This is a genomic window from Actinomycetota bacterium (genome assembly GCA_035640355.1).
Classification (GTDB): Bacteria; Actinomycetota; UBA4738; order UBA4738; family HRBIN12; genus CALGFI01.
In genome coordinates this window covers 50,184-69,430 of record DASQWI010000023.1, presented here as the reverse complement: position 1 = coordinate 69,430, position 19,247 = coordinate 50,184, and the positions used below count along the sequence as shown (strand labels likewise).

Annotated in this window: 18 protein-coding genes; 10 read left to right on the top strand and 8 right to left on the bottom strand. The window is 66.8% G+C overall.

What is annotated here, in order from left to right:
• Positions 1–9: 9 nt before the first annotated feature.
• Positions 10–1,626, bottom strand: a complete 1,617-nt coding sequence (locus VFA08_12260) for an ABC transporter substrate-binding protein (protein ID HYZ14359.1) — start codon at positions 1,624–1,626, stop codon at positions 10–12.
• A 98-nt stretch (positions 1,627–1,724) separates the two neighbouring features.
• Between VFA08_12260 and VFA08_12255 the strand changes: the two genes are divergently transcribed.
• Positions 1,725–2,666, top strand: a complete 942-nt coding sequence (locus VFA08_12255; protein HYZ14358.1) for a DUF1028 domain-containing protein — start codon at positions 1,725–1,727, stop codon at positions 2,664–2,666.
• A 1-nt stretch (position 2,667) separates the two neighbouring features.
• On the opposite strand, the gene VFA08_12250 is transcribed toward VFA08_12255, so the two are convergent.
• Complete coding sequence (locus tag VFA08_12250; GenBank protein ID HYZ14357.1) at positions 2,668–3,498, bottom strand: FadR/GntR family transcriptional regulator; 831 nt, start codon at positions 3,496–3,498, stop codon at positions 2,668–2,670.
• A 191-nt stretch (positions 3,499–3,689) separates the two neighbouring features.
• Between VFA08_12250 and VFA08_12245 the strand changes: the two genes are divergently transcribed.
• Complete coding sequence (locus VFA08_12245; GenBank protein HYZ14356.1) at positions 3,690–3,971, top strand: hypothetical protein; 282 nt, start codon at positions 3,690–3,692, stop codon at positions 3,969–3,971.
• A 14-nt stretch (positions 3,972–3,985) separates the two neighbouring features.
• Here the strand turns inward: VFA08_12245 and VFA08_12240 are convergent, their stop codons facing one another.
• Entirely contained in the window at positions 3,986–7,099 is a 3,114-nt protein-coding gene (locus VFA08_12240) for an ABC transporter substrate-binding protein (protein HYZ14355.1), read from the bottom strand.
• Between the two features lie 112 nt (positions 7,100–7,211).
• Between VFA08_12240 and VFA08_12235 the strand changes: the two genes are divergently transcribed.
• Positions 7,212–7,631: a VOC family protein gene (locus tag VFA08_12235; protein HYZ14354.1), complete on the top strand. Its 420-nt coding sequence runs from the start codon at positions 7,212–7,214 to the stop codon at positions 7,629–7,631.
• Here the strand turns inward: VFA08_12235 and VFA08_12230 are convergent.
• From VFA08_12230 to VFA08_12220, 3 genes are all read right to left on the bottom strand, one after another.
• Positions 7,628–8,560: a hypothetical protein gene (locus VFA08_12230; GenBank protein ID HYZ14353.1), complete on the bottom strand. Its 933-nt coding sequence runs from the start codon at positions 8,558–8,560 to the stop codon at positions 7,628–7,630. The two genes, VFA08_12235 and VFA08_12230, sit on opposite strands and share 4 nt — an antisense overlap.
• A gap of 165 nt (positions 8,561–8,725) precedes the next feature.
• The gene (locus VFA08_12225; protein ID HYZ14352.1) at positions 8,726–9,559 is read right to left on the bottom strand and encodes a dienelactone hydrolase family protein; all 834 of its coding nucleotides are present in this window, start codon (positions 9,557–9,559) and stop codon (positions 8,726–8,728) included.
• 19 nt (positions 9,560–9,578) lie between these two features.
• Positions 9,579–10,187 (bottom strand): hypothetical protein, encoded by a 609-nt coding sequence (locus tag VFA08_12220; protein HYZ14351.1) that lies wholly within the window; start codon positions 10,185–10,187, stop codon positions 9,579–9,581.
• A 179-nt stretch (positions 10,188–10,366) separates the two neighbouring features.
• Between VFA08_12220 and VFA08_12215 the strand changes: the two genes are divergently transcribed.
• Positions 10,367–11,095: an ABC transporter ATP-binding protein gene (locus VFA08_12215; GenBank protein ID HYZ14350.1), complete on the top strand. Its 729-nt coding sequence runs from the start codon at positions 10,367–10,369 to the stop codon at positions 11,093–11,095.
• A complete protein-coding gene (locus tag VFA08_12210; GenBank protein HYZ14349.1) occupies positions 11,092–11,880 on the top strand; it encodes an ABC transporter permease in 789 nt (262 codons plus the stop codon). Before VFA08_12215 ends, VFA08_12210 begins: the two co-directional genes overlap by 4 nt.
• A gap of 54 nt (positions 11,881–11,934) precedes the next feature.
• On the opposite strand, the gene VFA08_12205 is transcribed toward VFA08_12210, so the two are convergent.
• Positions 11,935–12,879 (bottom strand): hexose kinase, encoded by a 945-nt coding sequence (locus VFA08_12205; protein HYZ14348.1) that lies wholly within the window; start codon positions 12,877–12,879, stop codon positions 11,935–11,937.
• A gap of 35 nt (positions 12,880–12,914) precedes the next feature.
• Here VFA08_12205 and melA point away from each other — a divergent pair, with 35 nt between their 5' ends.
• On the top strand, positions 12,915–14,237 hold the full coding sequence (gene melA, locus VFA08_12200; protein ID HYZ14347.1) for an alpha-galactosidase: 1,323 nt from the start codon (positions 12,915–12,917) through the stop codon (positions 14,235–14,237).
• A 12-nt stretch (positions 14,238–14,249) separates the two neighbouring features.
• On the opposite strand, the gene VFA08_12195 is transcribed toward melA, so the two are convergent.
• Positions 14,250–15,005, bottom strand: a complete 756-nt coding sequence (locus VFA08_12195) for a DeoR/GlpR family DNA-binding transcription regulator (GenBank protein HYZ14346.1) — start codon at positions 15,003–15,005, stop codon at positions 14,250–14,252.
• A gap of 59 nt (positions 15,006–15,064) precedes the next feature.
• Here VFA08_12195 and VFA08_12190 point away from each other — a divergent pair, with 59 nt between their 5' ends.
• Genes VFA08_12190 through VFA08_12175 form a run of 4 tightly spaced genes read left to right on the top strand, consistent with a single transcriptional unit; the run spans position 15,065 to position 19,245 of the window.
• Complete coding sequence (locus VFA08_12190) at positions 15,065–15,982, top strand: SIS domain-containing protein (protein ID HYZ14345.1); 918 nt, start codon at positions 15,065–15,067, stop codon at positions 15,980–15,982.
• Positions 15,983–16,001: 19 nt separating this feature from the next.
• A complete protein-coding gene (locus VFA08_12185; GenBank protein HYZ14344.1) occupies positions 16,002–17,321 on the top strand; it encodes an extracellular solute-binding protein in 1,320 nt (439 codons plus the stop codon).
• 21 nt (positions 17,322–17,342) lie between these two features.
• On the top strand, positions 17,343–18,344 hold the full coding sequence (locus VFA08_12180) for a sugar ABC transporter permease (GenBank protein ID HYZ14343.1): 1,002 nt from the start codon (positions 17,343–17,345) through the stop codon (positions 18,342–18,344).
• Between the two features lies 1 nt (position 18,345).
• Positions 18,346–19,245, top strand: a complete 900-nt coding sequence (locus tag VFA08_12175) for a carbohydrate ABC transporter permease (GenBank protein ID HYZ14342.1) — start codon at positions 18,346–18,348, stop codon at positions 19,243–19,245.
• Positions 19,246–19,247 lie beyond the last annotated feature (2 nt).

Here is a 19,247-nt window from a genome sequence, read left to right as displayed (position 1 = left end):
CGGTGCGCGCTATGCCGATCCGAACCCGCGGGTCGCCCACGGGATGTTGTACCAGAAGGCGTTGTAGCCATCGAGGCGCAGCTCGTCGCTGATCGCCATCGCCGAGTCGGGCCAGTGGATCGGCACCGTGGCTACGTCCTCCTGCGCCTGTGCGATCGCCTCCTCGAGCGCCTGTGCGCGTTCGTCTGTATCCGTCGACTGGAGCGCCGTCTCGATCGCGGCGTCGACTTCGTCGTTGCGGTAATTCGAGCCGTTCAGCCCGTTCGCCACTGCGTTCCCGCTGTAATAGAAGAGGTACGGGTAGTTCGCGGGGTCGGCATAGTCCGGGAAGTACGACATGAATTGGGCACCCAGGTCCTCGTGCCCGAAGTAGACGTCGAGCCACTCACCCGGGTCGACCTGCCGGACGTCCATCGTGATGCCGATCTGCCCGAGCGACTCGGCGATCGCGAGGAACGAGTTGATCGCGACCGGGTCGTTGTTGGGCACCGGAACGGAGAAGTCGAAGCCGTCGGGCACCGACGACTCGGCGAGCGCAGCGCGCGCGGCATCGAGGTCGAATTGGTATGTCGGGATCGTGTCGTAGAACTGGGTCACCGCTCCCTCGTCCAGCACGCCGCCCCAGATCCCCGGCGGATTGATCGCGCGGGCTGGCGCGCCGTTGCCGTGCAGAACCGCCTGCACGATCCCTTCTCGGTCGACGGCCAGGGCGATCGCCTTGCGGACGTTCGGGTCGTCGAACGGGGGCGTCTCGAAGTCCAGGATCAGCTGGTAGACGCCGTTCGATGGTGCCGTGATCAGCGTGACGCCGTCGAGCCCTTCCCACTGGTCCGCCTCGGAGACGGGGACGTCGAACGTTCCGTCGATATCACCGTTCTGCATCGCCAGCAGGCGCGTCTGCGAATCGGGGATCTCGCGGATCACGATCCGCTGCGACGCGCCCGGGTCGCCCCAGTAGTCGTCGAAGCGCTCGAGCGTGACGTGGTCGTCCGGCACGAACTCGACGAGCTGGTACGGGCCGGTCCCGACCGGCAGGAGGTCGGGCGTGCCGAAGTCCTCCCCCGCCGGCTCGAGCTGGTCCTGCTTCATGATGAACCCCGACATGTGCGCAGTGGAGTAGATGAACTGCGCGTCGGGCTTCTTCAGCGTGATCGTGACCTCGTTCTCCGCTGTGGCCTCGACCGTGTCGACCGACGCAAAGAACGCAGCGAGTTGCGACGCGTTGTCCGGATCCATGTTCCACTCGATGCTGAAAACGACGTCGTCGGCGGTGAGCGGCGTGCCGTCGTGGAACGTCACGCCGTCGCGCAGCGTGAAGACGTACGTTGTCGGGTCAACGACCTCATAGTCCTCCGCCAACGCCGGCTGCAGGCTGAGGTCGTCACCGAACGCCAGCAGGCCCTCCTCGACGAGCGACATCACCGCTCCGGAATAGGTGGTCCAGTCGTGGGGCACGAGCAGGACGTCGGGGAGGCCCGGGAGCGCCCACGTGACCTCTTCGAGCTCGCTCGATCCGTCCCCGCGGCCCTCGTCGTCGCCTCCTCCGTCGCCACCGCCGCAGGCGGCGACGAGCAGGGACATCAGCGCCGCGATGACCAGGAACCGAGCGCGACCGAACCGTTCCATGGGATCCCTCCCTTGGTGACGCGCGAGCATGCGCTGGATGGGACCGAACGCATATACATCTGATCTTCTTACGATGTCAAGGCAAGGAGGAGATGGGCGTGGGCAAGGGTTGGATCGGACGTCGACCGATCGCGACGTACTCGATCGTTGCGCGCGACGGCACCGGAGCGTTGGGCGTCGGCGTCCAATCGCACTGGTTCAACGTAGGAGCGGTCGTTCCGTGGGTGGAGGCTGGGGTGGGCGCCGTCGCGGTTCAGTCGATCAGCGATCCATCGTCGGGCACGAGGGCGCTCGATCAGCTGCGATCAGGTGGGAGCGCCGCCGCGGCCCTCGAGAGCCTGCTCGACCGCGATGAGCAGGCCGCGTACCGCCAGATCGCCATCGTGGACGCCGACGGGGTCGTCGCAACGCACACCGGTGACCTGTGCATAGCCGAGGCGGGGCACGACATAGGCGCCGGGTTCTCCGCGCAGGCGAACCTCATGGATCGCCCGTCGGTCTGGTCGGCGATGACGGAAGCGTTCGCGGGGGCCGACGGCGACCTCGCCGAGCGTCTCGTCACCGCGCTCGAGGCCGCGGATAACGAGGGAGGAGACGTGCGCGGGCGGCAATCGGCCGCGCTGGTCGTGGTGCCGGCACCGGGCCGCGACGACCCTGCATTCGATCTCCGGGTCGAGGACGCGCCCGACCCGCTCGGAGAGCTGCGTCGGTTGGTGTCGCTGCAGCGGGCGTACATCCAGCTGAACCGGGGCGACGCGATGATGGCCGCCGGCCGCGCCGACGCGGCACTGGCCGACTACGAGGCGGCGACCCAGATGGTTCCTGACTCCGCCACCGACGGCGAGGCCGCGTTCTGGACAGGAGTGGCCTTCGCCGGGAACGGTCGGGTCGACGACGGCGTCCCGTACCTTGCCCGCGCGGCGGTTTTCGGCGAGCAGTGGAAGAAACTGCTCCCGCGGCTCGTCCGCTCGGAGATGTTCCCCGACGACGACGCGCTACTGCAGCGTGCGCTCGACGCAGTCAGTCCGGATGAGCAGTAGGTCAGGAGGACGCGCGGGACTTTCGCGACCCTCGAGAGCGCGAACCGTCGGCTCGATCGACCGACAGGTTCGCGGTCCACGACAGGTGCGTCGTCATCGCCCGACGCGCCCGTGTTGCCGAACGCTCTCGGATCGCCTCGGCGATCACGCGGTGCTCCTTCGCCGATCGTCTCAGGCCCGCGCGCCGCGTGGTGAGGCTGACGGTCCGAGCTGCTAGGAGCGCCGGCTCGATCATCCTCAGCAGGCTCCGAAGCGGACGATTGCGCGTCGCGGCGAGGATCGCGTCATGGAAACGCACGTCGAGTCGCGCGAAGGCCTCGACATCGTCGGCGTCCTCCATCGCGGCAATCAACGACGCCATCGAGGCGATGGCCTCGGCGTCGGCGCGCCGCGCCGCGAGTCCCGCAGCTTCAACCTCGATGATCCGGCGAAGCTCGAGCAGGTGCACGAGGAACTCATCGACTGTCTGAAGATCGCTTCGCGCCTCGATGACCTCCGGCGCGAACTCGTTCCAATTCTCGTCGGGTAGTACCTCCGTCCCCCGTCCCTGCCGGCTCCTGACCATGCCCAGGATCGTCACGGCCTTGGTGGCCTCGCGAACGACCGATCGGCTGACGCCGAGCTGCTGGCAGAGCTCCTCCTCCGTGGGTAGAAGGTCGCCGGGCCCGTAGTGGCCCTGGATGATGCTCGCGATGAGCTCTCGGGTGATCCTGCGTGAGAGCGTCTCCGCTGTGACGGATGTGAATCGGTGCGCGGCTCCGTCACGGGTGCCGACGGTGTCGCTGGGGCTCGCATTTGGGACGAGCGGTGCGTTGGGGCGTCGCTGCGACACGGGTCACCACCTGGCGGTCGAACGATGCAGCCCTTACCGCGGACTTGTTCCGTGGCGGCGGAAGAGTACGAGTCGTCTACTCTTCAGACAAACTCTCGCCGCTGTCTGAGCCGGCAAGATGGAGAGCGCCTCTGAGGCATCCCGGTCGGTCAGCATGGTTGTCACCGGCGGGTGCTACGCTCGCCGACCAGATGGACGCTGTGGTCTGGACGGCACTGGCGATCCTGGCTGCGATGTCGCTCGGCACGCTCTTCTATCTCGGTGCCCGGATCGACTCATTTGCCGCGAGGACGGATGCTCGGTTCGACCGCGTCGACGCTCGCTTCGACCGCGTCGATGCTCGCTTGGATCACATCGATGTCAGATTCGACTCGCTCATCGGCCGAATGGATTCGCGCTTCGACACGCTCGATGCTCGCTTCGACGCACTCGCAACGCGTCTCGACGCCCATCTGGACCGTCACGCTGGCTAACGTTCGGAACTTCGTCAGCGCACCCAGAGGCGGCTGAGGAGAAGCGTCCACAGCGGGTGGATTTGGACGTTCCCCACCCGGTCCGACACGGGATACGCCACGAGGCCATTCGTGAGCGGCGCGAGCATGGCCTCTTCGACGAGTCGCCGGTCCGCCTCTGCCCACGCCCGGTTCGCCGCGCCGAGGTCTAACAGCTGGAGGCGCTTCGCTTCGTCCATCATGCGCTCGAGCGTTCGATCGCAGACGCCGAACGCGTTCGGGCCGGCGTTGCAACCGAACTGCGGCTCGATGTAGTTCGTCGCGGTCAAGAAGTCCGGAAGCCATCCGGCCATGAAGATCGCGGGATGGCGCGCGGTTCCCGGCTCTGTCCCGTACAGGTATTTGCCGAAGTATGTGTCGACGTTGTCGATCACCCTCAACTCTGCCGGCAGCCCGAGCTGCGTCAGCAGGTCCGCGACGTAGGCCATGACCTCGTCGATCCCTGTGGGAACACCCGCGCCACTGGGCGACCAGACCGTAACGTGGTCGCCCGCAACGCCGGCGGCCTGGATCAGCTGGCGCGCGCGCTCGAGGTCCGGCGCGGACCAGCGCCCGGTGTCGGGATCAGCCGTGTACGGGCAGAAGGGCTGGTACCCGGGAATGCTCGGCGGCACGAGCTGGCACGACGGGCGGAAGAACGCCGGCCCGCCCAAGAGCTCGACGACGTGCGCGCGGTCGATTGCGTAGTTGACCGCCCGACGAACCCGAACGTCGTCGAACGGCGCCTGAGCGACGTCGAACCCCACGAAAAAGATCGACGAATCCGGTGCGGAGACAACCTGGTCCGGACTCGACGCGCGGAGCGCATCCACGTCCTCGGGGGGCGCCCCTATTGTCCAGTCGAGCGCTCCGGCTTGGAGCGCGTCGATACGACCCTCGCGGAACTCCCATGTGATTGCGTCGACGAAGCCGTCGGGTTGGGCCGCGCCTGACCACTGCTGGAATTCCGGGTTGCGGCCGAGCTCGATCCCTTCTCGGCTGCCGTCCCGAACCATATACGGGCCTGTCGCCGGGAGCGGCTCGAGGCGCTGATCTTCCATCGGGACGATTGACGGCAGCGGGTAGGCAAACGGCATCGCGAGCTTGTACAGGAAGTCGGGGTCCGGTCGTTCGAGCCGGATCGAGATCGCCGCTCCATCGACGAGGATCCCGTTGGATAGGTCGCACGCCTGTCCGGCCTCGGCGCACGCCGCCGCGCCCTCGATCGCTCCGAAAAAGTTGGCGGCATCGGGAGTGATGGCGATCGCCCGCTCGAGCCCGTAGCGGAAGTCCTCAGGAAGGACCGGTTCTCCGGTGGAGTAGCGGAGGCCGTCGCGCAATGGGAACCGATAGGTCAGTCCGTCGGGGGAGACGTCGGGCAGGGCAGAGGCCAGGTCGGGGACGAGCGTCGTGCCCTCGGTGCCGCCGACCCGCTTGTACGAGAGGAGCCCGTCGTTCGTGATCGTCAGGATCTGCCACGCTTGCGTGTCGTACGCGACTGCGGGATCCAGACTCTCGATGACCCCGCCCGCGACTCGCAGCGTACCGCCGCGATGTTCACTGGCAGACGCGCCGACCGCGACCCACAGACCGTCGCCATCGGTAGCAAGCGACGCCGCCGTCGCATCGAGCGAGACCGCGCGTGCGACATCGTTTGTCGTCGGGTCGATCATCATCACCGTCCCGTCGTACTCGTTCGTCACCCACACCGAGTCGGTCGTCGACGCCAGCGCGTTCGGTCCGTCACCGACAGGGATCAGATCCACGACGTCGCCACTCGACGGGTCGATGCGCGCGACAGTGCCGCCGAGGTGGTTCGCGACCCAGATCGATCCGTGCGCCAACAGGATGGCCGTCGGTTCGGCTCCGACCGTCTGGGTGTGAGTGATCATGCCGGAGGACGGATCGATGCGAGCGATGCCGTCGGGGGAGTAGGAGACCCAAACCCCGTGATCGGTCCACTCGACGCCTGCGGGCTCGCCGGGGAGCGGGATCGAAGAGGGCTCGTCGACGCCGGACGGGTCGACGCGGAGGAGGGCCGCGCCGGTCGTGTCGGCGATCCACAGTGCACCGTCCCCGCTGGCGATGCCCGTCGGGCGCGATCCGGCGGGTAGCGACTGGCTTGCCTGGTTCGTCTCCTCGTCGACCCGGCTGACCGTGCCGTCCACGGCGTTTGTTACCCAAATCTCATCGTCGCCGGCCACGAGCGACGCGGGGGACGATCCAACGGGGATCGTGTCCTGCACCGCGCCGTCGTCGGTGTCGAGACGGACGATGCGACCACGGTCGGGCTGGAGAACCCACACGCTGTCGAACGCGACCGCCATGGCACCCGGTCGGTCGCCGATCGTCTCGGACAGACCTACGGATCCGTCCTCGATATCGAGCAGCGCGACTGAGTCCGAGCCGATGTGCCCCGGATCTTCGTCACCGCCCAGCAGCGGGATGGCGACCGCGACGAGCGCCAGCGCAGCGGCGACCGCTACCGGTACGAGCCACCGTCGCTGCGTTGGCGGCGGCTCGGGCGCCGGCGGTGCGAATGGCCGGAGCCGCTCGATCGGGTCGCCCGTTTCGGGAACGACGCGCACGACGGTCACGGGATCCGACAGGCCCTTGAACGTCAGTGAGCCGCGGTCTTGGTAGCGGATGCCGTCGAGCCGGCGCGCCAGGTGGGTCGCCTCACGTGAGGCGAGAATCTCGCCGGCACGCGCTTGACCGCACAGCCGCGCAGCGAGGTTCAGCGCGCCGCCGCGGTACCCGCCCTCGACGGGAACCGCCTCGCCCGCATCCAGACCGATTCCGACGGTGAGCGGCAGCTCCGGCGACGCGATGGTCTCCTCGACGAATCGCTCTTGGAGCTCGACCGCCGTGCGGATCGCCTCGCGCGCGGACCCGAATACGCAGAGAGCCTCGTCGCCGCGGAGCTCGAGCAGCGTCCCGCCGCGGGTCTCGACAACGTCGCGGACGATGTCGGCGAATTTGGCCGCCAGCTTCGCCCCGGCCTCGTCCCCGCGCTCCTGGGTGAACAGGGTGTAACCGCGAACGTCCGCGATCAGGAACGCGCGGATCGGAGCGTCGTCCGCACCGCCGCGAGGGAGGTCGCCGGTCATCGGGCGATTATCCGCTGCCACTGTCGACGTTGACGATGTGGCGCACGGCAACGCCTTGAATCAGCTGGTCGGGAGGGTGGTTTCCGCCTCGGGGCTAGGATCGAAGTCCGAGATGACCGTTCGGCGCGTGATCGTGGATCACGTTCTCTTCGTGGTCGAGAATCTCGACGCCAGCCGGCGTCTCTACACGGCCGCTCTGGCGCCACTCGGCTACACGGAGCTGCACGTTCAGGAGGACGGCGTGAGCTATGGCACGGACGACTTGGACGACTTCGTGATCTCCCGCGGAAGTCCGGTCACCACCGCGGCGCACGTGGCATTCGACGCGGCTGGGCGCGACGCCGTCGACGCGTTCTTCGAGGCCGCGATGGCGAACGGTGCGATGGCGCGCGGCGAGCCCGGCGTCTGGACGCAATACTCGGAGCGTTACTACGCCGCGTTCGTGAACGACCTCCACGCCAACAACGTCGAGGCCGTGTGGCACGCGCCTGAGCCCATCACCGATGCACCGCGCCGGGCGGGCGTGCCTTAAGACTGTCGGCGAGCAGCCGGTGATGCCTCGAAGCGGATCGACCGAACGATCAGTCCGATCTCCTGATGGAGCTGCTCACTGGCCTGCTCGCTGGTCACGGCCGCGATGAAGATCGGCTTGTGACCCGTGTCGACGATCCAGATGCTGATCGCGTGCCCCACCTCTGTCGAGGGCCAGAGCGCGCCCGCCTCCATGTCGTGCCAGATGAAGAAGTATCCCGGATCGCATCCGAGATCCTTACGAACGAGCAAGGCGACGTGCTTCCCCCGATGCATGCCGACCCTCACGTTCGAGGGAGGTGCGAGGAGCTCCGTGCCCGGCGCATCCGCCACTTCTGCGACGAGTTCCGCGACCGTTCGAGGGACCGGCATGCCGAGAACGTCGACGCACGGGTTGGCGTAGTCGCCGGGGATGGTCGTCCAGTACATGATCGCCTCGGCGCCTTGGGGCCCGACGATCGACTTGTTGATCGAGATATCGCCGAACGCCTCCCAGCCTCGCGTGGGCACACGGAACGAGAGCGGCACGCCTCCGACGGTCAGCTCGCGTCTGCATCTCTTCCCGCAGGAGTTCCAGCTGGGCACGGGCTCGATCGGGCCGACGCCGGCTGGCGGTGCGGGCAGGTCCAACCGCGAGATGGGCGGAACGAACCAGTCTTCAAAGTTGGCGTCCGGCGGCTCGGATATCGTCGGGGCTGCTCCGTTTGACCCGAGCCACGCGTCGAAGGCCACGATCAGCACGAAAGCCGCGATGACGAACACTGCGGCCGAGCCGGTGGACGCGCGAGACATCGCCTCCCTTCGGGGTGACACCGGTGGATCGAGCCGCGAAGTGAGCGACTCTGCCAGTTGGTTCAGCGCCCCGCGATCGTCGCGTGCCTGGGGTCCCGCGAGCTTCGGCTGCGTGGCGCCGGGCACGTACAGCAGCACTCCACAGTTCGGGCAGGTCGATTCCCTCGTTTCGCCTTGCCAGTCACAGCGAAGGCAAACCTTCGCTGTCATTCGGGCCGATCGGATCGGGAGCGTCGCGTTCGACACGTCTCGCTGGTTCTCGTCCATCGGGAGGAATGAACCATGAATGACGAACAAGGGTCGTTAGGTGGTGTGGTCGAGGAGCCACGCGTAGACGTCGTGGCCCTCGGACAGGTTGTACGTCCGACTCCACGAGTTGTGGTCGACGCCGGGATAGATGGTCAGCTGCAGTTCCTCAGGCGGCGGCTCGCATGCCCGGATTGCGGCGACTCGGTCCTCGACGAAATCGATCGGCACGATGCTGTCGGCCCGGCCGTGGAAGACCCAGATCGGCACTTCCCCGAGCGAGCACCCGGCCTTCGCGTAGGCGTCTTCCGCATGGCCGGCGATGAGAACCGCTGCAGCGACGACGTCATCGCCGTTCTCGGCCAGGTAGTCCCACGCCCCGATCGCTCCGCAACTGATGCCGGTCAGATACAGGCGATCCTCGTCTACGTCGTAGTTGTCGATCGCGAACGATAGGAACGCGTCGATCTCGTCTGCGAGCTGACAATCGTTCGAGGCGTCGACTCCGTACTGCGGCATCAGGACGACGAAGGGACGGTCCTCCGGCCACTCGTCGTTCTGGATGAGCTTAGGGATGCCGAGCTTGAACACCGCATCGAGAGACGTTTCGCTTCCGTCGCCGCTCTCGCCTCCGCCGTGGAGGAAGACCAAGAGCGGGCGAGCGACCCCGTCGCCGTAACCGGGTGGGAGGTACTCGACGTACCCGAGCGGCGCGCCGTCCACCGATCCGACGGGCTTGAGCACTGGGCGTCCGGTCGAGGGTTGGCCGGTCGAGGGTCGGCCCGCCGGTGGTTCGGACTCGCTTCTACACGCGGCGCCGAGGATCACGAGCGCGGCCACAGCGCTGAACCAGCGACTCTTGCCGAGGAATGTCGCTGGCCGGCGAGCCATTCGCGAATGCTACGCCGAGCTACGGCACGCGGTCGTCCACGTCGCGGCCGATGGCTCTGATCTCGGAGTGAGCGGCGGCGCCAACGGCCATCACGTGAAGCACGAACCGCTCGTTGCGCCATAGGAGCGTCACAACGGGCATGTCGCGCAGGAACCGCCCGCGGAACGCGGTACCTCCGTCGCCCAACACGACGTTGCGTTCCTGCTCGAGACGTCTGCCTGTCGCATCGACGAATACCGACTGCGCTGCGCGCGCGGCGCCCGAATCATCGTACGCCAACACCGTGGAGGCCACCCAGACATCCCGTCTCGTATCGAGCGACTCGGTCGGCTCTCCTTCCAGGAGCATCGCGATGATCCCCGGCGTACCAAACTCCCTCGTCAGGGCATCGTCGAGACCGCGTTGAACCAAGACCTGCAGCTCGGGTCGTCCGTCTTGGACAAGCTGCGTCGCGCTCGCCGCGCCCCGCTCCGTGCGGAAGTACCTCGTCCGCGCAGGTGGTTCCATTTCAGAGACCACGATCGCGCGAAGGATGTCCGCCGTCGTAATGGGCTCGTGGTTCGTTCCTTCGGCGCCGCACCCCGTCACGGCGATCGCGAGCACGATCGCGGGCAGACGCCGCCTCATCGAGGGAAGCGTACGCGGGACTGGAATGGCGGCTACCGACGAGGCGTAGGATGTCGTTGATGGATAGCCACCTCTGACCTCGATACCGGAGGTCGAGCCTCGCCCGAGGTCCTCCGGACGACCGGTCTTCACGACCGTGTCGGTTTCGCCCGCCGTGGCGTCGAGCGTGGAGGTGAGAGGTGGCGTCGTTCGCGATCGAAGCACGAAATCTGACCAAGTCGTTCCGCGACGTTCGCGCGGTCGACGATCTGACGATCCTGGTGGAGGAGGGCGATGTCGTCGCGCTCCTCGGACCGAACGGCGCGGGCAAGACGACGACCCTGATGATGCTGCTCGGCATCATCGAGCCGGACGTCGGCAAGGTTCGTCTGCTCGACCTTCCGCTTCCCGAAGAACGCTCGGCCGCGCTCGTACAGACGAACTTCACGGCGACCTACGTCTCGCTCCCCGGGGATTTCCGAGTGAAGCATTACCTGTGGGTCTTCGCCGACGCCTACGGCGTGCCGCGCTCGCGCGCGCGCGAGGCGCTGGAGCTCCTTCGCGTCTCGCATCTGTATGACAAGAAGACGGCCCACCTATCGAGCGGTCAGCGCACGCTCGTCGGCTTGGCCAAGTCGATGATGAACCGACCACGCCTGCTCGTGCTGGACGAGCCGACCGCATCGCTCGACCCGGAGGTGGGTCGCGAGGTTCGCCGTGTGCTGCTCGAGGAGCAACGACGTGAGGGCTTCACCATCCTCATGACCTCGCACAACATGGACGAGATCGAACGGATGTGCCGGCGCGTGATCTTCCTCGCGCTCGGAAGAGCCGTCGCCGACGGGACGCCCTCGGAGATCGCGGCTCGATACGGGCGGGAGGACCTGGAGGAGACGTTCGTCTCGATCGCGGAGGAGGCACGACGATGAATCCTGGTCGGATCGCTGCGGTCGTTCGCCGCCAGTTCTACGTGACGATCCACTCACCCACGCGACTGATCGAGCTGGCGTTCTGGCCGATCGTCGATCTCATCCTGTGGGGGTTGATCACCGTCTTCCTGCTGCGCAGCGGCGTCGACTTGCCCACGCCGGTCGCGTTCTTCCTCGGTGGGCTGCTCCTGTGGGATCTCGTCTTCCGAGCGAAGAACGGCGTCGCGCTGTGCTTCCTGGAGGAGGTCCACTCGCAGAACCTCATCTCCGTGCTGGCGTCCCCGATCACGTCTGCTGAGTATCTGACCGGCGCCGTCGTGTTCGGCCTCGGCAAGGTCGCCGTGACGTGGACGGTCATGGCGGGGTTGGCATGGGCGCTGTTCTCGTTCGGGGTGCTCGAACTCGGAATGGGCGTTGTTCTCTACATCGGTGTGATGTTGCTGTTTGGCATCGCGCTTGCGCTCGTGGTGATCGGGTGCATCATGCGACTGGGCTACGCCGCCGACGAGCTGGCGTGGGCGCTCGCGGCGATCGTCGTCCCGTTCTCGGCGGTGTTCTATCCGGTGTCGGCGTTGCCGGGATGGGCACAAGCCATCGCGATCTTCGTTCCGCCGGCGCACGCGTTCGAGGCTATGCGCGCCTCTCTGGCCGATCGCGCGGCCGTGTGGGGAAGCCTCCCATGGGCGTTCGCGCTCGACGTCGTGTACGGGGCAATCGCGTTCTGGTTCGCAAGGCGGATGTTCGGCACGTTCCTGCGGCGCGGCTTCGTGACGAGGTACATGTGAACGGCAACGAGGTTGCCCTGGGACCTCGACCCGCGATGGGCGACTCGTCCCTGCTCAGTACACCGACTCGATGACGGCGCGGGGGGCGAGCTCGATCGCGCGGACGCCGTCCAAGCGCCCGGCGCCGGGTCGCTCGGCGTTGGCTGCGGCAGCACCGAGCGCCAAGCGAAGCGCCGCCTCCCAGCCCTCGTCACGGTCCAACGCGGTTACGAGTCCTGCGAGAAACGCATCGCCGCTGCCGACGGGATACGGACCTCGCTCGTACAGACGCGCTCGCAGGACCTCATCCGCTGAGCGACAGACGAGCGCGCCCTCGACACCTCGCGTGACGATCGCGGCCGCATCGGGAGACGCCACCCGAGCCCGAATCTCACGCGCCGCCGCAGCGGCTTCCCTCTCGGTGGGGATGGGCGAGCCGAGGAACGCGCCCGCCTCATCGGCGTTCACCTTCACGATCGCCGGTTGCGCCTTCAGCGCGTGTGTCAGCGCATCGGGCTCCGCATCGATCGCCACACGAGCTCCGTTTTCGCTTGCGATCTCCGCGAGCCTCAGATACCCGTTAGCGCTGACACCGGGAGGCAACGATCCGGAGATCGTCGTCCACGAGGCATCGGACACGATGTCGCCGAGAAGCTCTTCGAGCCGGCCCCAGACGACGGGTTCGATGTCGGGTCCGCGCTCGTAGAACTCGGTCAGCAGTCCGTCCTCAGTCGCGGATGCGACCGAGAGGCAGGCCCGGGATTCGCCATCGGTCCATACGAACCGTCGCTCCACGCCTTCGCCGGCGAGCGATTCCTCGATCCAGCGACCTGTGTGTCCGGCCAGGATCCCGGTGGCGGTCACGTCGGCGCCGAGCGCGGCCGCAGCCCGCGCGCAGTTCAACCCCTTGCCCCCGGGAACCTGCGTGAACGAGCGAGGTCTGTGGATCGCCCCGATGTGGAGACGTTCCACCTCGAAGAGCTTGTCGATCGAAGGATTCGCGGCGACGCAGACGATCAAGTCATTGACTCCGTCGTCGCCGCTACACTCCGCCCATGTCGCGCTTGGCGGTGATCGGGGCGGGCAGTGTCGAGTTCACTCGCAACATCATCGCCGACCTGTGCTCGTACCGCGAGCTCCACGGGTCGCTGACGGTCGCGCTTCACGACATCGACGATGAACGTCTCGAGTACTCCGCACGAGCGGCGCGATCGATCGTCGAACGCACCGGTGCGGGATACACCGTTGAGGCGCACGCGGATCGACGCGCGGCGCTCGGCGGCGCGTCCTACGTGATCAATGAGATCCAGGTCGGCGGCTATCAGGCCACGCTTCGAGATTTCGAGATCCCCAAGAAGTACGGCCTCAGGCAGACGATCGGCGACACCATCGGGATCGGCGGCATCTTCCGCGGTCTCCGCACGATCCCGGTGATGGTCAGCATCGGAAACGATCTGAACGAGTTGGCGCCGAACGCGCTTCTCCTGAACTACACGAACCCGATGGCCATGGTTCCGTGGAGCGTGTACGCGGGGACGCCGTTCTCGAACGTTGTGGGGGTGTGCCACTCGGTGCGCGACACACACGCGTTCCTCGCCGAGACCGTCGGCGTACCGGAAGAAGACATCGCCTTTCGCACCGCCGGCTTCAACCATCAGTGTTTCGTGTACCTGTTCCGACGACGCTCAACGGGCGAGGACCTGTACCCCGTGCTTCGGCGGATCGTGGAAGCCGATCCAGAAGGGCTCGGTCGGCGCGTCCGGGTGGAGATCTTCCGACGCTTCGGGTACTTCCCGACCGAATCGAGCGAGCACTCGAGCGAGTACGTCCCGTGGTTCCTGCACCACGAGGACCAGGTCGAGCACTTTCGGGCGGAGATCGACGAGTACATCCGCCGGAGCGACGAGAACCTGCTCGAGTGGGAGCAAACGAAGCAGCGGCTCGATGCCGGTCACGAGCTCGAGGTGGAGCCCGCTTCGGAGCTCGCCTCCGAGATCGTCCATTCGCTGGAAACCGGCACGCCGCGTGAGGTCTACGTGAACGTCCGAAACGGCGGCCTGATCGAAGGGCTGCCGGAGGACGCATGCGTCGAGGTTCCGGCGCTCGTCGACAAGAACGGGGTGCAGCCGACGCGGGTCGGAGCCGTGCCGCCGCAGTGTCTGGCGCTGAACCGGACGTTCCTCAACGTGGTCGAGCTCACGGTGCGCGCGGCACTCGAACAGCGGCGCGAGCTCGTCTACCAGGCAGCGCTGCTCGACCCGAACACGGCCGCGACGCTCGCCATCGAACAGATCCTCGACATGGTGGACGAGCTGATCGACGCACATGGCGAGCTGATCCCCGAGGCGATCCGGGCGGCGCCCCCGGCGGCCCGCTAAGCGAAGAGGGGACTAGACGACCGTGACGGTCACTCCCGCGTGGCGGATCGCGGCGAGCTCGTCCGAGTCGCCATCCGTGTCCGTAACGATCTCGTGGACTGCATCGATCGGGCAGATCTGCACGAACGCGGCGCGACCAAGCTTTGAGCCGTCGACCACGACGACGACCATCGAGCCCCGGTCCATCACCGCGCGGTCGGTGTGCGCCTCGATCTCGTGGTGGGTGGTGAGCCCCGCCGCCGCGCTGATCCCGTCCGTGCCGATGAACACGACGTCGAGGTTCAGATCCGCGACGGCCGCGCCGGCGATCGGGCCGACGAGCTCGTAGGTCTCGGCACGGGCCACGCCGCCGGTCACCACCAACTTGATGTTGGGCCGGATGGCGAGCTCGCTCGCGATGTTGAGCGCGTTGGTGACGACCGTCAAAGATTTGTGCGCGATCGCTCGGGCGACCTCCGTCGTGGTGGTGCCGCCGGTGAGGCCGATCACCGCACCGTCGTACACCCGTCGAGCGGCCTCCTGTCCGATCCGGCGCTTCTGCTCCTGGCGTGTCGCGGAGCGGTACCGCAGCGGGAGTTCGTACGACACCATCTGCGCGACGGCCCCGCCGTGAGTCCGAGTCAGTAGGCGCTGCTCCTCCAGAAGCTCGAGATCGCGGCGCACCGTGGCCGCGGAAACGCCCAACCGGTCGCGGAGCTCGGTCACGCCGACGCTCCCCGATGTAGAGAGGTCCTCGAGGATCGCCCCGAGGCGCTCCGCCTGGCGCATGGCGCCAAGTATAGGAGCGCATTGCGCGAATGAGCGGTTCTGATCTAGAGTGCGCCGAAGTGAGCGAAATCGCGCACGAAATAGCCACTCAGCCAGGATGCTGGCGAGCGAGCGAGCTGCTCGCGGCGGACGTGACCGACGCGCTTCCATCGAACGGCGACCGCGTCGCCGCCGTCGGGTGCGGCACGTCGCTGTTCGTGGCCCGCGCCTTCGCCGCGCGGCGGGAGTCCTCAGGACGGGGTGAGACGGACGCCTTCGCGGCCTCGGAGTTTCCGTTCGGCCGACGGTATGACGCCGTCGTCGCGATCACGCGGAGCGGCACGACCACGGAGGTCCTCCGCCTCCTCGAACGGTTGGCGGGCGAGACGCCGACCGTGGTGATCACCGCCGAAGGCAAGACGCAGGCGCAGTCGCTCGCCAACCGGGTGATCGTGCTCGACTTCGCCAACGAGCGCTCCGTCGTCCAGACGCGGTTCGCCACCTCCGCGCTCGCGCTCCTGCGGACCGCGCTGGGGGATGACATGGCTGGGCCGATCGCGGACGCAGAGTCCGCGCTGACGATGGAGGCGACGGCGGAGCCGACCCTGTTCCATCGCTTCACGTTCCTGGGACACGGCTGGACCGTGGGCATCGCGGAGGAGGCCGCCCTGAAGCTCCGCGAGGCGGCACTCGTTCACAGCGATGCCTACCCGGCGATGGAGTACCGACACGGGCCGATCAGTCTCTCGGACGATCGGACGTTCGTCTGGATCCTCGGATCGCCTGACCCGGCCGTCGGTGTAGACGCCGAGGAGACCGGGGCGACCGTGCGCCGCGCGACGCTGGATCCGATGGCCGAGCTCGTGATCGCACAGCGGCTGGCCGTCGCGCTCGCCGAGGCGCGAGGCTTGAACCCGGACCGGCCGCGCTACCTGGCACGCTCGGTCGTGTTGTCGAGCTCGGGCGCCGTCGCAGATAGCGCACAGGACCGTATGTAGGAACTGACGAGGGGGAGCCATGATCTCGGGACGGTTCGGACGGTGGCTGGTCGGGATGCTCGTGATCGCAGTGGTCGCCAGCGCGTGCACGTTCGGCGAAGAAACGACGGACGACGACGGCGACGGTGGTGATGGTGGATCGGTCGAGCTCAGGATCTGGGCGCACCGGAGCCCATCGTTCAACGACGCGATCCGGGACGCGGCGCGCGCGTACGAGGCCGACCACCCGGGGGTGACGATCACGCTCGAGACGTTCGGCTACGACGAGTACATCCAGACGCTGCAGACCGCCCTGCCCGCAGGCAACGCGCCGGACCTCATCCATATGTTCGGGACGTGGGCGTGCACGTACACCGACTTCCTTCGGCCCGTCCCCGACGACGTGATCTCGCTCGCGGACGCACAGGAGCGCTTCTATCCAGGCCCGCTCGGTGGGTACACCTGCGACGACACGCTGTACGGCCTGCCGCAGGAATCGAACGTCGAGTACGGCGCCACGCTCGTGAACACGCAGATGGCCGAGGACGCCGGCACCAGCACCGAGGGCTGGTCGAGCTGGGATGAGCTCATCGCGGATGCCCAGCAGCTGACGGTGATCCAGGACGGCGCCATGGTGCGCGCGGGCTACAACTTCACCGCGGGCGACGGCCTGGCGCACTCGCTGCTGTCGCTGATCCTCCAGGCCGGCGGCAGCTACCTGAACGACGACGGCACGGCGTTTACGTTCAACACCCCCGAGGGTCAGGAGGCTCTGGGGCTGCTCAAGCGCATGGCGGACGTGCCGGTGGTCGATCCAGTGCTCTTCAACGACGAGGAGAACTGGGTCGGTGAATGCTACTTCACCGAGCTCTGCGCGATGGGTCTGGTGGGTCCGTGGGCTGTCGCCGACTACGCGCCGGACTATCCCGAGGTTGCAGAGAACACCGTCTACGCCAAGCTGCCGCCGCTCGAAGGGTCGGACGCGTTCGTTGCCGACTCCGGGTGGGGGATGACGGTGTCGACGGACAGCGCGAACCCCGACGTGGCGTGGGACTTCGCGGCGTTCGCCACGCTCGACCCGGAGGTAGCGAAGGACTTCAACCTCACCTCCGCGACGTTGCCGGCGCTTCGCGAGAACGCGGAGGGCGCGGCTCGCGACGAGCTGATCGCCGAGTTCCCGCACTTCGAGACCTGGTTCGAGGTCCTGCCGAACGCCCAGTTCGTCGGCCAGCTCCCGGACCGCGACAAGCTCTACTACGACATCATCTACAGCAACGGGCTGGAGGCGCTCCGCGGCGACGTGACGGTCGAACAGGCGTTGCAGTCGATCGAGACCGAGGCGAACGAGACGTTCGGATAGGCGCGGGGAGACAGAGCCGTCATGGCGAGCGAGACGATCCGGCTCAAGCGGGGTCGCCGCATCTTCGGCGGGCGCGAGGGTGCGCAGAAGAGGTTCGTGTTCGCCGTCATGAGTCCGGCCGTCATCTTCATGGCCATCTTCTTGGCGCTTCCGATCGTCTGGGCCTTCGCGCTCTCCTTCTTCGACTTCAGTCCCCGTCGTACGGGGTCGCCGATCCTCGGACTGGGCGCCGACAACCCGTTCGTCGGGTTGGAGCACTACCGGCAGATGACCGACTTCTCGCCAGACGCGACGCTCAACGTGCGGCAGTTCCATACGGCTGTGAAGGTCACGCTGCTCTTTGCGTTCCTCGTCGTGCCGCTGAACCTGCTGGTCACGCTCCCGCTCGCGGCGATGATCGAATCGGTTCACCAGCGTGTTCGTGTGCTCTACCGGACGATCTTCTTCCTTCCGGTGCTGGCGTCCTCGGTCGGCGTGGCGATCATCTGGGGCTTTATCCTCCACCCGCAGAACGGCCTACTGAACGGATTCATCGCGAAGATCACGGGCAAGACCACGATCATCGCATGGCTCGACGACCCCAACCTCGTGTACTTCGGGGTCCCCGTAGCGCTGCTGATGGTGATTGCCGCCTATCTATGGCAGGACATCGGATACAACCTGGTGATCTTCATCGCGGCGTTGCAGGCGATCCCTCGGTCGGTCACCGACGCTGCGCGGGTGGACGGGGCAAGCGCATGGCAGATCTTCCGTCACATCACGCTGCCGCTGCTGCGACCGACGATCCTGCTCGCCTCAATCCTCACGCTGATCTCCGCGTTCCAGGTGTTCGACCTGTTCCAGGTGATGACCGAAGGTCGTCCTGACGACCAGACGTTGGCGATGCCGCTGAACATCTACCGCAACGCGTTCAGGTATCAGCAGATGGGATGGGCAGCCGCGATGTCGGTCGTGCTGTTCCTGATCGTCTTCGTGATCTCGCTCGCGCAGGCGCGCATCTTGCGAACGAAATGGGAGTACTGAGTTGGCGACGACGACGCAGGGAAAGGTCCGCGTACTCGCGGCTCCACGCGCGACCGCGGCGAAGCCCTCTCGGAGCGCCCGTCACCGGTCCGGCCGTGTCACGCTGTACGTCGTCCTGACGGTCCTCGGCGTGATCGCCGCGCTGCCGTTCGTCTGGATGATCTTGTCGTCGTTCAAGCCGGAGGCGGAGGTCCGCGCGATCCCGCCGACGTTCTGGCCACAACAGGGGACCCTCGACAACTACCGGACGATCCTCAGCGACCCGGAGCTGCCCCTCGGGTTGTTCTACCGGAACTCCGCGTTCGTGGCAGTGCTGAACGTGATCGCGACACTGTTCACCGGATCGCTGCTCGGCTACATCTTCGCGAAGTTCGAGTTCCGGTTCCGCACGGCTCTGTTCTGGTTCATCCTCGCCACGATGATGATCCCGACCCAGGTGACGATGCTCCCCGGGTACCTGATCCTGCTCCAGCTGCACCTGCTGAACAACCTGTGGGGGTTGATCATCCCTTCGTTCATCGACGCGTTCGCGATCTTCGTGATGCGGCAGTTCATCCTTTCGATCCCGAACGACGAGATCTGGTCGGCGCGTGTGGACGGCGCCTCGGAATGGCGCATCTACCGCTCGATCGTCCTGCCACAGCTGCTGGCACCGCTCGCGACGCTTGGCCTGCTCACGTTCATGTTCAACTGGAACGCCTACCTCTGGCCGTTGATCGTACTCACCGAGCAGAACAAGCGGACGCTTCCGATCATCCTGACCTGGTACTCGACGCACCACTCGGTCCAGAACAACCTCGTCATGGCCGCAGCCGTCCTGATGGTCGTCCCGGTGCTGATCGTCTTCGCGGCTTCGCAGAAGTGGATCGTCCGCGGCCTGACTCTCACGGGCGGGAGGTAGGA

What these genes read in the sequence shown, in the direction of transcription:
- VFA08_12245 (HYZ14356.1), top strand. Translation starts at nt 3,690, where the DNA reads ATGGACGCTGTGGTCTGGACGGCACTGGCGATCCTGGCTGCGATGTCG.
- VFA08_12220 (HYZ14351.1), bottom strand. Translation starts at nt 10,187, where the DNA reads ATGAGGCGGCGTCTGCCCGCGATCGTGCTCGCGATCGCCGTGACGGGG.
- VFA08_12210 (HYZ14349.1), top strand. Translation starts at nt 11,092, where the DNA reads ATGAATCCTGGTCGGATCGCTGCGGTCGTTCGCCGCCAGTTCTACGTG.
- VFA08_12195 (HYZ14346.1), bottom strand. Translation starts at nt 15,005, where the DNA reads ATGCGCCAGGCGGAGCGCCTCGGGGCGATCCTCGAGGACCTCTCTACA.
- VFA08_12180 (HYZ14343.1), top strand. Translation starts at nt 17,343, where the DNA reads ATGGCGAGCGAGACGATCCGGCTCAAGCGGGGTCGCCGCATCTTCGGC.
- VFA08_12225 (HYZ14352.1), bottom strand. Translation starts at nt 9,559, where the DNA reads ATGGCTCGCCGGCCAGCGACATTCCTCGGCAAGAGTCGCTGGTTCAGC.
- melA (HYZ14347.1), top strand. Translation starts at nt 12,915, where the DNA reads ATGTCGCGCTTGGCGGTGATCGGGGCGGGCAGTGTCGAGTTCACTCGC.
- VFA08_12240 (HYZ14355.1), bottom strand. Translation starts at nt 7,099, where the DNA reads ATGACCGGCGACCTCCCTCGCGGCGGTGCGGACGACGCTCCGATCCGC.
- VFA08_12260 (HYZ14359.1), bottom strand. Translation starts at nt 1,626, where the DNA reads ATGGAACGGTTCGGTCGCGCTCGGTTCCTGGTCATCGCGGCGCTGATG.
- VFA08_12235 (HYZ14354.1), top strand. Translation starts at nt 7,212, where the DNA reads ATGACCGTTCGGCGCGTGATCGTGGATCACGTTCTCTTCGTGGTCGAG.
- VFA08_12185 (HYZ14344.1), top strand. Translation starts at nt 16,002, where the DNA reads ATGATCTCGGGACGGTTCGGACGGTGGCTGGTCGGGATGCTCGTGATC.